Raw genomic sequence first — 13092 nt, forward strand, 5'->3', positions numbered from 1 at the left:
ACACATGTCGACCGACCACGAGAACAGGCGATGAGCAGAGTAGACCCGAAAAGGATCGTGGAAGACAGAGCAGTCAACCGCGTGACCTCGTTGCTGCAGGACCAGGGCCACATCGTTCACAAGATCGATGGCCACAACGACTTCGGCGAAGACCTGTACATCAGCTTTGTCGAAGACCACCACACCACTGGTGACACGATCGCGGTGCAGGTGAAAGGTGGATCTTCTTATCGCAGCGCCGGTGGCTATCGCGTGCGGGTCGGACAACACGGACGTTCTTGGCTCGACACGAACGTGCCCGTCGTGTGCGTGGTCTACGACCCCGACACAGATGCACTGTACTGGGCCAACGCCTCCGAACAGCTCCACCGCGCCCAGAGTGGCAAGAATGAACCCCGCTCGATCTCGATTTCACGGGACGACGTGCTGGACGCGGATTCGGCACATTCATTCGCCCGAAGGATGCGCGAGTACATCGCCCAGCGAGGCGAAATCCGGCACGCTCTCGGCAAACTCAGCGGGCGCGTCTTCGACACCACCGACTACGTCGCGTATTTCATGAACGAGTACGGCGAACACCTGGTGTACCGACAGCGTCGTGGCGAGAGCACCGCCACCCTCCTGCACAGCGACTGGGGCTGGAATCCCATCGAGATCACGCCCGACACCTTGACCATGGGTGAGCGACTGAGCAAGCTGGGTCTGACGACCGCCAGTCAACTGGCCGAGCAACTGAGCGACCCGACGTTCAAGGAGCTGGCCAGAACGCTCGGAGACATGGATCTTTCCGCCGTGATGGACCAGATGCCTGTCGTCGGTGGCAATCTCATCGTGAATCAACCAGAACTGGCGTGGCTGCGCGCGTGTGGCAGCGCTAGCGAATGGTGGCGATCGGCACCCGCATAGGTGGTGTCATCTTGATCAGGCAATGCGTCGAGCATCGGCGTACGGCTCATGTCCGGCGAGGTCCGAGGGTGTGCGCGAGCCAGGTGCTGCCGGTCGTCAGGGCCAGGGCGCAGACGCCCGACACGGTGAGGGCTTGGGTGATGCCGCTGTCGTGCCCGAGGGCGCCGAGGATGTTGCCGATGGGTGGGACCTGGCCGAACACGAACGCCGCCACCACCAGGGCCACCGCCAGCAGCACCGTCCACCCCGGCTGGGTCACGACCGGGCGCGTGCACAGCACACCCACGCCCACCCCGGTCAGCCCGCACACCACCATCGCCGCGAACCCCACGGCCACCACCGGCAGCGGGTACGGCCTGGGTTGGGTCAGCAAGGGCACCACCGTCGCCAGAGCCGCCACGAACAGCACCGCCAACCCCGACAGCACCGTCACCGCCGCGTGGACCCGCAACCACCCGGCCGTCGCCACGGTCACCGTCCGCCGCACCGGGTCCTCGGAAGTCGCGATCACGATCGTCAGCCACACCGCGACCGGGTACACGAACACGCACATCCCGGCGTAAGCCGACAGCGGCGGCCCCGCGTCGGACGAGTTCAGCATCGCCAGGACGGCCCCGAACAGCAGCAACGGCGGCAGCCAGCGCTGGGTGCGCAGGACGTCCGCCAGCAGGTACCGCACCAACGCCGTCACGACCGCACCCTCCGCATCAACGCCGTCACGACCGCACCCTCCGCACCAACGCCGTCACGACCGCACGCTCCGCACCGAGCACCCCAGCCGCAGCACCGACGCCAGCACCTCGTCGCTGTGGGCAGCCGCGACCTCCACTCGCGCCCCCGAACCGACCGCGGCCGCCGACAGCACGCCCTCCAACGCGCTGACCTGCGGCAACAACGACCCGACCCGCGCCAGTTCGATCACCACACCGCCCGACGAAGCACCCAGCGGCAGCACGCGCGCGCCCGGCAGGTCGTGGCCGTGGTGGTCGGTGACCAGGACGGCGGCCTCCGAAGAGGTCAAAAAAGCACGCAGAGTGGCAGCGGCAGCGACGTCCAAGCCCGACCACGGCTCGTCCAGCACGAGCAAGTCCCGGGCCATCAGGGCCTGGACCAGCGCGATCTTCTGGGTGTTGCCCTTCGACAGGGTCGCCATGGGCGCGTCCGGGTCCCCCACGAACCCCAGCGCCTCGACCAGGTCCCACCGCACCGGCACGCCCCGCACCGCCGCCAGGTGCCGCAGGTAGTCACGGGCCGAGAGGCGCACGCCGGGCGGGAACCGCTCGGGCATCCACCCCACCGAGCGCGGCCTGGACACCGAGCCCGAGGTGGGCTTGCTCAGTCCCGCCGCGATGCGCAGCAGGGTGGACTTGCCGGAGCCGTTGCCCCCGGTGACGACCACCGCCTCGCCGGGCTCGACGGACAGCGTCACGTCCCGCAGCACCCACGGACCCCGCCCGTAGCGCTTGCCGATTCGATCAAGACGGACCACGGGTGTGATGATGCTCCGATCTACGTGGGGCCGGCTTGAAGCCGAATACAGGACACGCGTACTGTTTAGGTCGAGAGCGCGCCGCACTCCCGGGTGCGGAAGACTCACCAGAAGTTCCCAAACCGACTTTGCGCGTCACCAGATGGAGTTTCACGTGACTGCACCAGCGAGCAAGGACAGCTTCGGCGCCCGCGGCACGCTCACCGTGGGGGACGCCTCGTACGAGGTGTTCCGGCTGAGCGCGGTCGAGGGCGCCGAGCGTCTGCCGTACAGCTTGAAGATCCTGCTGGAGAACCTGCTGCGCACCGAGGACGGCGCGAACATCACCGCCGACCACGTGCGGGCCCTGGGCTCCTGGGACCCGTCCGCCGAGCCGGACACGGAGATCCAGTTCACCCCCGCCCGCGTGGTGATGCAGGACTTCACCGGCGTGCCCTGCGTGGTGGACCTCGCCACCATGCGCGAGGCCGTCACCCAGCTCGGCGGCGACCCGTCCAAGGTCAACCCGCTCGCGCCCGCCGAGCTGGTCATCGACCACTCGGTCATCGCCGACATCTTCGGCCGCCCGGACGCCTTCGAGCTCAACGTCGACCTGGAGTACGACCGCAACAAGGAGCGCTACCAGTTCCTGCGGTGGGGCCAGACCGCGTTCGACGAGTTCAAGGTCGTCCCGCCCGGCACCGGCATCGTGCACCAGGTCAACATCGAGCACCTGGCGCGCGTGGTCATGGTCCGCGGCGGCCAGGCCTACCCGGACACGCTGGTCGGCACCGACTCGCACACCACGATGGTCAACGGCATCGGCGTGCTGGGCTGGGGCGTCGGCGGCATCGAGGCCGAGGCCGCCATGCTGGGCCAGCCGGTGTCGATGCTGATCCCGCGCGTGGTCGGCTTCAAGCTGCACGGCGAGCTGCCCGCCGGCGCGACCGCGACCGACCTGGTGCTCACGATCACCGAGATGCTGCGCAAGCACGGCGTGGTCGGCAAGTTCGTCGAGTTCTACGGCTCGGGCGTGGGCGCGGTGCCGCTGGCCAACCGCGCCACCATCGGCAACATGAGCCCCGAGTTCGGCTCGACCTGCGCGATCTTCCCGATCGACGGCGAGACCATCGACTACCTGAAGCTGACCGGCCGCTCGGCCGAGCAGCTGGCGCTGGTCGAGGCCTACGCCAAGGAGCAGGGCCTGTGGCACGACCCGGCGCACGAGCCGGTGTACTCCGAGACGCTGGAGCTGGACCTGTCGACGGTCGTCCCGTCGATCGCCGGCCCCAAGCGCCCGCAGGACCGCATCGAGCTGTCCAACGCCAAGGAGGCGTTCCGGCAGGCGCTGGGCGCGTACGTGGCGCACGACGAGTCCGCGCCGAAGTCCACTGTGGACGAGGCCGTGGACGAGACGTTCCCGGCCAGCGACCCGATCTCGGTGTCCAACGGCGACGCCGGCGGCGCGCCGCGGGTGTTCCACTCCGCCGCCGAGGGCGCGCAGGGCCGTCCGTCCAACCCGGTCAAGGTCACCGTGGACGGCGCCGAGTTCGAGCTGGACCACGGCGCGGTCGCGATCGCCGCGATCACCTCGTGCACCAACACGTCCAACCCGTCGGTGATGATCGGCGCGGCGCTGCTGGCGAAGAAGGCCGTGGAGAAGGGCCTGGAGCGCAAGCCGTGGGTCAAGACGACCCTCGCGCCGGGCTCGAAGGTCGTCATGGACTACTACGAGCGCGCCGGCCTGCTGCCCTACCTGGAGAAGCTGGGCTTCCACCTGGTCGGCTACGGCTGCACCACGTGCATCGGCAACTCCGGTCCGCTCCAGGACGAGATCTCGGCCGGTATCAACCAGGGTGACCTGGCCGCCGTGTCCGTGCTGTCGGGCAACCGGAACTTCGAGGGCCGGATCAACCCGGACATCAAGATGAACTACCTCGCGTCCCCGCCGCTGGTGGTGGCGTACGCGCTGGCCGGTTCGATGGACAAGGACATCACCACCGAGCCGCTGGGCACCGACCCGCAGGGCAACCCGGTGTACCTGTCCGACATCTGGCCGTCGCCGCAGGAGATCTCCGAGGTCGTCGCGTCGGCGATCTCGCCGGAGGGCTTCACCAAGGGCTACGCGGACGTGTTCGCGGGCGACCAGCGCTGGCAGTCGCTGCCCACGCCGACCGGCAAGACCTTCGAGTGGGACGCCGAGTCCACCTACGTGCGCAAGCCCCCGTACTTCGAGGGCATGGAGATGGAGCCCAAGCCGGTCACCGAGATCGCGGGCGCGCGCGTGCTGGCGCTGCTGGGCGACTCGGTCACCACGGACCACATCTCCCCGGCCGGTGCGATCAAGGCCGACTCGCCGGCGGGCAAGTACCTCACCGAGCACGGCGTGGACCGCAAGGACTTCAACTCGTACGGCTCCCGCCGCGGCAACCACGAGGTGATGATCCGCGGCACCTTCGCCAACATCCGGTTGCGCAACCTGCTGCTGGACGATGTCCAGGGCGGCTTCACCCGCAACTTCCTGGAGGAGGGCGCGCCGCAGACCACCATCTACGACGCGTCCGTGGCCTACGCCGAGGCCGGCGTCCCGCTGGTGGTGCTGGCGGGCAAGGAGTACGGCTCGGGTTCGTCGCGCGACTGGGCTGCCAAGGGCACCTCGCTGCTGGGCGTGCGGGCCGTGATCGCCGAGTCCTTCGAGCGCATCCACCGGTCGAACCTGATCGGCATGGGCGTGCTGCCGCTGCAGTTCCCGGCGGGCGAGACCGCGGCGTCGCTGGGCCTGGACGGCACGGAGACCTTCGACTTCACCGGCATCACCGCGCTGAACAACGGTGAGACCCCGCGCACGGTCAAGGTCGTGGCCACCAAGGCGGACGGCACGAAGGTCGAGTTCGACGCGGTCGTCCGCATCGACACGCCCGGCGAGGCCGACTACTACCGCAACGGCGGCATCATGCAGTACGTGCTGCGCAAGATGGTCCGCAGCTAACTCGTTGGTGTGAATGGGCCGTCCACCCAGCCGGGTGGACGGCCCTTTCGCTTCGCTACCGGATCAACGCGCCGAGGTCGATGTCCACCGGGAACGGCACGGTGGTCTTCAACCGGTCGTGGAAGATGCCGGTCAAGGCGTAGGACTCGGTGGCAGGGTCGAGTTCGTACACGTAGACGACCGGCTGGCCGTCGCCGTTCTCGACACATCGGGGCACGGCCGCTGCCGCTCCCCCAGCACGATGTCCATCTCCCTGACCGTGGTGAGCCCTTCCGGCGACTGCCGGCCGAGTTCATCGACGACCATCATGTGGAAGATCGTCTGGGGCCTCCTGAAGAGGACGGCTCCGTCGATCAGCTCGATGTGTTCGTACTCGATGTTCATGAGGAGCCCTCTCCCAACACTGGTGCCAGGTAGCCGCGCAGGACCTTCTTCAGCTCGACCACCAACGCCGGCCGTTCCTCGGGTGCCGCGGCCACGATCATCGGGATCAGGCCGCCGAAGAGCTGCATGGTCACCATCACCGTTCGACCCCGCTGCACCGGGTCCAGATCAGGACAGCGGGCGGCGAACACCGCGTCCAGGCGGCCGAAGACGGCTGCGTGGACGTTCCGGGTGGGGATGACCAGCTTCTCCGGCATGTCGGGGCGGCCGAACAGCGCCTTGAAGCCCGGGTTCGCCACGTTCACCGCCACCATCGGGTCGGCCATGCGGTCGATCAGCTCGTCCAGCGGCAGGTCGGCGTGCTCCGGCGTGAGTGAGGCGTGGGCCTCCCGCAACGCCTCCAGGTACCGGTCCGCCAAGGCCTGCGCGATGGCCTCCTTGTTGCCGTAGAACTGGTACAGCGTGCCCGGCGAGACGCCCGCCCGCGCGGCGATCGCGTTGGTGGTCGCCGCCTCGTAGCCGACCTCCGCGAACACCGCCGCCGCCGCGTCCTGCAGCTCGGCCATCCGCCGCTCGCCCCGTGCCTGCCTGCGCACCGTCACGGCACCACCCTCTCACCTCGTTGACAAACACGAGCAATTACTCGTATTTTCGAAACACGAGCACTCGCTCGCATTTCACCCTACCGAGGCCGAGGAGCAGACCGTGTACGAGCTGGGGCGATTCGCCGTGCGCCGAAGGCGGTGGGTGCTTGCCGTCGCCGTCGTCGTGACCGTGGTGGCGGCGGCGGTCGGGAGTGGTGCGCTGTCGGCCCTATCGCTGTCCCGGTACGAGGTTCCGGGGACGGACTCGCTGCGGGCCGCCGACGTGCTCGAGCGGGAGTTCGGGACCGGCAACCCGAACATCACGCTGCTGGTCAGCGCACGGGGCTCGGTGGACGACCCCGCCGTGGCGGCCGAAGGGCGGCGGCTGACGGACGAGTTGCGGAAGAGCACCGCCGAGGCCACCTCCTACTGGGACGACCGCAGCCCGGCGCTGCGGTCCGAGGACGGCGCGCAAGCCCTGGTGCTGGGACGCGTGCCGGGGTCGGCGACCGAAGCACGGGCCGCCATCGCCGAGTTGTCGCAGCGGTTCACGGTCCGGAACGACGTGGTGTCGGTCGGGGTCGGCGGGCAGGACGAGGTGTTCCGGCAGGTCGGCGCGCAGGCCGCGCGGGACTTCCTGCGTGCGGAACTGATCGTCGTGCCGGCGGTGTTGTTGCTGCTGGTGCTGCTGTACCGGCGGGTCTCGATGGCGTTGACGACGATCGGCATCGGGCTGTTCGCGATGGTCGCGACCCTGGCGGGCCTGCGGGGGCTCACGTACTTCACCGAGGTCTCGACGTTCGCGGCCAACGTCACGCTGGTCATGGGGCTGGCGCTGGGCGTGGACTACTGCCTGTTCGTCATCGCCCGGTACCGGGAGGAGTTGGCCGGCGGCGCGGACGTGGCCACGGCGGTGGAGCGGGCGGTCGGGACGGCCGGGCGGACGGTGCTGTTCAGCGGGCTGACGGTGGCCGCGTCGCTGGCGATGCTGCTGCTGTTCCCCTTCCCGTTCCTGCGCTCGTTCGCCTACGCGGGTGTGCTGGTGGTCGCGCTGTCCGTGGTGGGGGCGTTGACGATCCTGCCCGCCGTCTTGGCGTCGCTGAAGCCGCACCCGGCGAGGGAGCGGACCAACGGGTTCTGGGCACGCACCGCCGACGCGGTGATGAAGCGTCCACTGTGGACGGGCGGAGTCGCCCTCGTCGGGCTGCTGCTGGTGGCGGCGCCGGTGCTGGGGCTGCGGTTCGGGTTGCCCGACGACCGCATCCTGCCGGCGGACGCGTCCAGCCGGGTCGTGCAGGACCAGATCCGCTCGGGGTTCGGGCAGGAGCAGACGGACGCGATCCGGGTGGTCGGGGCCGGCGTGCACGACGCCGCGGACTTCGCGCGCCGGCTGGACGACGTGCCCGGCATCGTCCAGGTCGACCACCGCACCACCGACTACGGCACGCTCTGGACCGCGATCCCGAGCCAGGAGGCCCTGGCCGGTGACGTGCCGGGGCTCGTGCGGCAAGTGCGCGAACTGGAGCCGGACCACCTGGTCGGCGGCTACCCCGCCGAACTGGCCGACTTCCGCGACGCGCTCACCGACCGCCTGCCGCTGGTCGTGGCGCTGATCCTGGGTGTCACGTTCGTGCTGCTGTTCCTGATGACCGGCAGCATCCTGTTGCCGCTCAAGGCGACCGCCCTCAACCTGCTCAGCCTCGCGGTGATGTTCGGCGTGGTGGTGTGGGGGTTCCAGGACGGCAACCTGGCGCACGTGCTGGGCTTCACCGCCATCGGGACCGTCGAGCCGAGCATCCCGATCCTGATGTTCTGCATCGCCTACGGGCTGTCCATGGACTACGAGGTGTTCATGGTCTCGCGGATCTCCGAGGAGTACCACCGCACCGGCGACGAGCGGACCGCCGTCACCACGGGCCTGCAACGCTCCGCGCCGCTGATCACCGCCGCCGCCGCGATCCTGTCCCTGTCGTTCGCCGCGTACGCCACGGGCAGTGTCGTGATCCTGCAGATGCTCGGGGTGGGCATGGCGGTCGCGGTGCTGGTGGACGCGACGGTCGTGCGGGCGGTGCTGGTGCCGTCGTTGATGCGGTGGCGGGCCGCGCGAACTGGTGGGCACCGCCGTTCCTGCGCCGGGTGCACGCGCGGTTCGGGCTGTCGGAGGGCTCGCTAGGGTGATCCCCTTCGAGGGGGTCGAGGATGGTCGCGTTGGCGGTGGTCGGGCTGCTCAGCCCGCTGTGGGAGTTCGGGCCGCTGGTGGGCACCGGTGTGCTCGCGGTGGTGACCGGGTGGACGCGGTCGTGGCGGCTCGGCGCGGCGACGGCGGCGTTCTTCGTGGCCGCGCTGGTCGAGCAGCAGCCGGTGCCGGCCGTGGTGGCGTTGGCGGGAGCGCTGGTGATCGCGGCGCACGACCTGCACGCGCGGCGGCCGGGCGAGTGGTTCCCGTTGCTGGTCACCGGGGTGGTGGTCGCCGTCGGGGCCGCCGCCGACCTCGACCCGGCGCTGACCGTGCTGGTCGCGGTGGTGGTGGCGCTCGGGTTGGGGTGGTGGGCGTGGCGGGCGCGCAGTCTGGTGGTGGCGGGCACGGCCGCCGCCTACCTGGCCCTTGCCTGGTACCGGGAACCGGAGGCGTCGCAGCCGGGGATGCAGTTCCTGAGCCAGGAGCAGTTCGAGGCCGCGTTCTCGACGGCGGAGGTGGCGCTGCGGCCGGAAGTCGCGCTGTTCGTCGGCGCGGCCCTCGCGTACGGGCTGGCGCACGGGTGGCGGGACTGGGTGCCGCTCACGTTCGTCGTGCTCGGTCTGCTGCTCGCGGTGGGACCGTCCTCCTACCCGGGCGGTGAGGACTTCGGGTGGTTCGCCTACGAACCCCTCGACACCTACGAGCCGTTCGAGGTCTACGCCCCGGCGGCGGACGCGCTGTTGGCGCCCGTGGTGGGACTGGCCGGTGCGGCGGTCGCGCTCGTCCTGCGCGACCGCCGCACGCGAACCCCTTAGAACGGCTGGACGTTGGGCTGGAAGACCTGCCCGGGCGCCGGCGTCTTGAGGTTCACCAGGTAGTCGGTCACCGCGGTGTCCGCACCCGCGCTGTCACCCAGGATGCAGTGCCCGAAGGAGTCCACGCTCAGCAGCACGGCGTTGCCGAGCTCACGGGTCATGCGCTGGGAGAACTTGTACTGCGTCGCCGGGTCGTAGTAGTTGCCGACCACGACGACCGGGTTCTTGGTGCGCTTGTTCCACGGCCCGGCGTAGCGGTCCGGGCGCGGCACGGGCCACGAGGCGCAGGTCAGCAGGTCGGACGCGGCCTGCTGGCGGCCGAAGGTGGGCGACTCGCGCTCCCACTTCGCCGCCACGTACGGGAACAGCTCCGGGATGCGCACGAACGGCTTGTCCGTGCAGTTCACGCCGTAGTACGAGTCGTCGGACAGATACTCGGCGTCGGCCAGCCCCGCGCGCACGTCGGCCAGGCCGTGCTTGTTGGCCAACGGCTTCTCCAGCTCCGGCTCCGCCTGCACGGTCAGCGCCGCGCTCGGGTGCAGCACGGCGTAGATCGACTGCAACCAGGTGGCCAGCGCCTTGAACCGGGTCGGCGCGTACAGGTCGCCGGTGACCCGGCCGATGTAGCCGGAGTAGGTCACGACCGTGCCCGAGGGCAGCGTGATCGGGGCCTTGCGCAGCGCGTCGCGCACCTCGTCGAACTTGGCCCGCGGGTTGCCGTCGCTGTACGCGCACTTGTCGCCCTCGGCGTCGCAGCGCTTGAGGAACGCGTCCAGGGCCAGCTCGAAGCCCTGCGCGCGCTGCCGGTCGTACTCCGCGCCGTTGGAGGTGCGCAGCGCCGGGTCCACGTTGCCGTCCAGCACCAGCGCGCGGGAGCGCTGCGGGAACAGGTTCGCGTAGGTCGCGCCGAGCAGCGTGCCGTAGGAGAACCCGACGTAGGTCAGGTCGCGGTCGCCCACGCCCTGGCGGAGCAGGTCCAGGTCACGCGCCACGTCCTCGGTCGACATGTGGTCCAGCAGCGGACCGGCGACCCTCGCGCACGAGTCGGTGTAGTCCTTGGTGGCGTCCATGGTGTCGCGGATCTCGGTGCGGGTGACCGGGACCGACGACATGCGGTTGAAGACCGCGTCCGCCTCTTCCTGGGTCTTGAAGCACCGCAGCGGCGTGCTGCGGCCCACCCCGCGCGGGTCGAACCCGATGAGGTCGAACCGCTTCATGATCTCCGGCTGGAAGAACGAGCTGCCGTACGCGGAGTAGATGAGCCCGGCGCCGCCCGGCCCGCCGGGGTTGATGAACAGCGAGCCGACCTTGTTGGCCTGGTCGGTCGCCGGGGCCTTCATCAGCGCGATGGTGATCTTCTCGCCGCGCGGCTTGCGGTGGTCCAGTGGCACGGGGTGGTTGGCGCAGCTGACCCGCTCGCGCTGGGCGGCGGGGATCTCGGCCAGCACGTCGTCCGCGCACTTGCCCCACTGGATCGGGGCGCCCTGCGCTTGGGCTTCCTGTGCGGAGGCGGATCCGGTCGCCGTGAGGCCGGAGACCGCGGTCCCCAGGGCCAGCGCGACGACCAGCGTTCTACTACCAAACTTCACGAGCGGTACTCCCTCGCGTCCGAGTCGGTGCCGCCCCTCGTCGTCGTTCCACGGCACCGTCGCGCGAGGCTCCCACCCCGACGCCCCGACGAACACCCGCAGAACGGATGGTCTTGTCCCGACTTCGGACGCACTTCGCGCTTTCAAGCTTTCAAACTTTCAAGCTTTCAAGACGAACGCGCTGGCGCGCTCTCAAGATCAAAAGCGCCTCGCCGGCGGGCAGGCCCCCGGGGGTGGAAGGGCGTCGGTTTCTCCCCCGCACGGCCTGCCGGAGGCAACCACACTTGGCCCGTTTGAGCAACCGGAAAAGCTGGTTGCACAAACGGGCCAAGCGCGGTTGGGCTGCGCCCAGGCCGTACGGGGGAGAAACCGAGGCCCTTCCTGTGGCTGGTAGCCAACGTGAAAAGCAACGTGCGGGGGACGTGGGGCCGGGGCGGGCGGTGGGGCAGGGCGCCTTGCTAGCTCAGCCGATGGCTCGGGAGAGGGACAGCGCGAACCGGCCCTGCTCGTCGGTCCACCAGCGGTGCAGTTCGAAGCCCGCCTCGGCCAGCTCCCGGGTCACGCCCTCCCGCCGGAACTTCGCCGACACCTCCGTGCGCAGCTCCTCGCCCGCCGCGAACTCGACGTCCAGGTCCAGCGCCTCCACCCGGACCGTGGCCGCGCGGTCCGCGCGCAGGCGCATCTCGATCCACTCCTCCTCCGCGTTCCACAGGGCGATGTGCCGGAACTGTTCCGGGACGAAGTTCGCGCCCAGGTCCCGGTTGAGCACGCGCAGCACGTTCCGGTTGAACTCCGCCGTCACCCCGCGGGCGTCGTCGTAGGCGCGGACCAGGACTTCGGGGTCCTTCACCAGGTCGGTGCCCAGCAGCAGCCACTCCCCCGGCTCCAGCACGTCCCGCACGGAGGCGAAGAACTTGTCGCGCTCCTCCGGGATGAGGTTGCCGATGGTGCCGCCGAGGAACGCCACCAACCGCGGTGACGCGCCCGGGAGCAGGCCCAGGTGTTCGGTGAAGTCGCCGACCACGCCGTGCACCTTCAGGCCCGGGTAGTCGGCCAGGATCTGCCGGGCCGCGTCGGTCAGGGCGGACACCGACACGTCCAGCGGCACGAACTCGTTCAACGTCCCGTGGTCGCGCAAGGCGTCCAGGAGCAGGCGGGTCTTCTCCGAGGAGCCCGAACCCAGTTCGACCAGGGCGTGGGCGCCGGTCGTCGCGGCGATCTCGGCGGCGCGGGCCACCAGGATCTCGCGCTCGGCCCGGGTCGGGTAGTACTCGGGCAGGCGGGTGATCTCCTCGAACAGGTCGCTGCCGACCGCGTCGTAGAACCACTTCGGGGACAGCCACTTCGGCGTCGCGGTCAGGCCCGCCTTCGCCTCCGCCCGGAGGGCGACGGCGGCCTCCTCGGGGGTCAGGTGCACGTCCAGCACTGGCTCGGTCATCGTCGTCCCATCGGTTGAACGTCCACAGTGGAGGGATCGGCCGTGACGACGTGCCCCTCGGGCACCTCCCGCCAGCGCGGGTCGTCGTCGAGCGGTTCCGAGGACACGGTCACCGCGTCGTCGGCGCGCCGGACCCACAGGGAGTGGGTCCACGTGGTGCCGACGAGCACGGATCCGTTGGTGAGCAACAGGTTCAGCCGCGAGCCGGGGGCGGCGGCGGCCACTTCGGCGACCACGTCCGCCACCGCTCGCGCGGGCGGGGTGGTGGCCAGGCGCGACCTCAGCAACGCCCACAGCAGGGCGGAGTCGGTGGGCGCGTCCAGGGTCAGCAGGTCGGTGGTGGGCAGGGTCCCGGCCAGGTCGGCGACCGAACCGGGCCAGTCGGTGACGCGGCCGTTGTGGCTGAACAGCCACTGCCCGTCGGTGAACGGCGCGCAGGCGGTCTCCACGATCGGCATGCCGACCGTGGCGGAGCGGACGGCGGCCAGGATGGCGCCGGAGGAGGTGATCCGGCTCAGCTGGGCCAGGTTCGCGTCCGACCACAGCGTCCCGACCCGGCGGTAGCGGACGGCCTGGCCCGGCGTCGGGTACCAGCCGACGCCGTAGCCGTCCACGTTCACCGTGCCGCCGCCGCGCATGTCCCTCGGCGCGTACGACTGGCGCATCAGCGAATGCGGCGGGTCGTGCACGAGACTCGCGATGGGCACGGCGGGGCCGAGGTAACCCAGGTGGCGGCACAC

11 protein-coding genes are annotated in these 13092 nt (G+C 70.1%); 4 read left to right on the top strand and 7 right to left on the bottom strand.

Going from position 1 to position 13092, the window contains the following annotated elements:
• Positions 1-30 precede the first annotated feature (30 nt).
• A complete protein-coding gene (locus DFJ66_RS07790) occupies positions 31-906 on the top strand; it encodes a DUF4365 domain-containing protein (RefSeq protein WP_121219351.1) in 876 nt (291 codons plus the stop codon).
• A 46-nt stretch (positions 907-952) separates the two neighbouring features.
• On the opposite strand, the gene DFJ66_RS07795 is transcribed toward DFJ66_RS07790, so the two are convergent.
• Entirely contained in the window at positions 953-1597 is a 645-nt protein-coding gene (locus DFJ66_RS07795; RefSeq protein WP_121219353.1) for a hypothetical protein, read from the bottom strand.
• A gap of 54 nt (positions 1598-1651) precedes the next feature.
• A complete protein-coding gene (locus tag DFJ66_RS07800; RefSeq protein WP_246029627.1) occupies positions 1652-2395 on the bottom strand; it encodes an ABC transporter ATP-binding protein in 744 nt (247 codons plus the stop codon).
• Between the two features lie 154 nt (positions 2396-2549).
• On the opposite strand from DFJ66_RS07800, the gene DFJ66_RS07805 reads away from it, so the two are divergent.
• Positions 2550-5363 carry an aconitate hydratase gene (locus DFJ66_RS07805; RefSeq protein WP_121219357.1) on the top strand — a complete coding sequence of 938 codons (2814 nt, stop codon included), beginning with the start codon at positions 2550-2552 and terminating at the stop codon, positions 5361-5363.
• Positions 5364-5418: 55 nt separating this feature from the next.
• Here the strand turns inward: DFJ66_RS07805 and DFJ66_RS07810 are convergent, their stop codons facing one another.
• Both DFJ66_RS07810 and DFJ66_RS07815 read right to left on the bottom strand, forming a co-directional pair.
• On the bottom strand, positions 5419-5580 hold the full coding sequence (locus DFJ66_RS07810; RefSeq protein WP_211351023.1) for a hypothetical protein: 162 nt from the start codon (positions 5578-5580) through the stop codon (positions 5419-5421).
• A 163-nt stretch (positions 5581-5743) separates the two neighbouring features.
• Positions 5744-6349 carry a TetR/AcrR family transcriptional regulator gene (locus DFJ66_RS07815; protein WP_246029628.1) on the bottom strand — a complete coding sequence of 202 codons (606 nt, stop codon included), beginning with the start codon at positions 6347-6349 and terminating at the stop codon, positions 5744-5746.
• Positions 6350-6452: 103 nt separating this feature from the next.
• Here DFJ66_RS07815 and DFJ66_RS07820 point away from each other — a divergent pair, with 103 nt between their 5' ends.
• A complete protein-coding gene (locus tag DFJ66_RS07820; protein ID WP_246029629.1) occupies positions 6453-8504 on the top strand; it encodes an MMPL family transporter in 2052 nt (683 codons plus the stop codon).
• 26 nt (positions 8505-8530) lie between these two features.
• On the top strand, positions 8531-9325 hold the full coding sequence (locus DFJ66_RS07825) for a hypothetical protein (RefSeq protein WP_121219360.1): 795 nt from the start codon (positions 8531-8533) through the stop codon (positions 9323-9325).
• Here DFJ66_RS07825 and DFJ66_RS07830 read toward each other — a convergent pair.
• The 3 genes from DFJ66_RS07830 to egtC form a co-directional block, all read right to left on the bottom strand.
• Complete coding sequence (locus tag DFJ66_RS07830; RefSeq protein WP_121219362.1) at positions 9322-10914, bottom strand: alpha/beta hydrolase; 1593 nt, start codon at positions 10912-10914, stop codon at positions 9322-9324. The two genes, DFJ66_RS07825 and DFJ66_RS07830, sit on opposite strands and share 4 nt — an antisense overlap.
• Positions 10915-11377: 463 nt before the next feature.
• Positions 11378-12352, bottom strand: a complete 975-nt coding sequence (gene egtD / locus DFJ66_RS07835; RefSeq protein ID WP_121219364.1) for an L-histidine N(alpha)-methyltransferase — start codon at positions 12350-12352, stop codon at positions 11378-11380.
• The gene (gene egtC / locus DFJ66_RS07840) at positions 12349-13092 is read right to left on the bottom strand and encodes an ergothioneine biosynthesis protein EgtC (RefSeq protein ID WP_121219366.1); all 744 of its coding nucleotides are present in this window, start codon (positions 13090-13092) and stop codon (positions 12349-12351) included. Before egtC ends, egtD begins: the two co-directional genes overlap by 4 nt.

It is taken from the genome of Saccharothrix variisporea (genome assembly GCF_003634995.1).
GTDB classification, from domain to species: Bacteria; Actinomycetota; Actinomycetes; order Mycobacteriales; family Pseudonocardiaceae; genus Actinosynnema; species Actinosynnema variisporeum.

What these genes read in the sequence shown, in the direction of transcription:
- DFJ66_RS07825 (WP_121219360.1), top strand. Translation starts at nt 8,531, where the DNA reads ATGGTCGCGTTGGCGGTGGTCGGGCTGCTCAGCCCGCTGTGGGAGTTC.
- DFJ66_RS07790 (WP_121219351.1), top strand. Translation starts at nt 31, where the DNA reads ATGAGCAGAGTAGACCCGAAAAGGATCGTGGAAGACAGAGCAGTCAAC.
- egtD (WP_121219364.1), bottom strand. Translation starts at nt 12,352, where the DNA reads ATGACCGAGCCAGTGCTGGACGTGCACCTGACCCCCGAGGAGGCCGCC.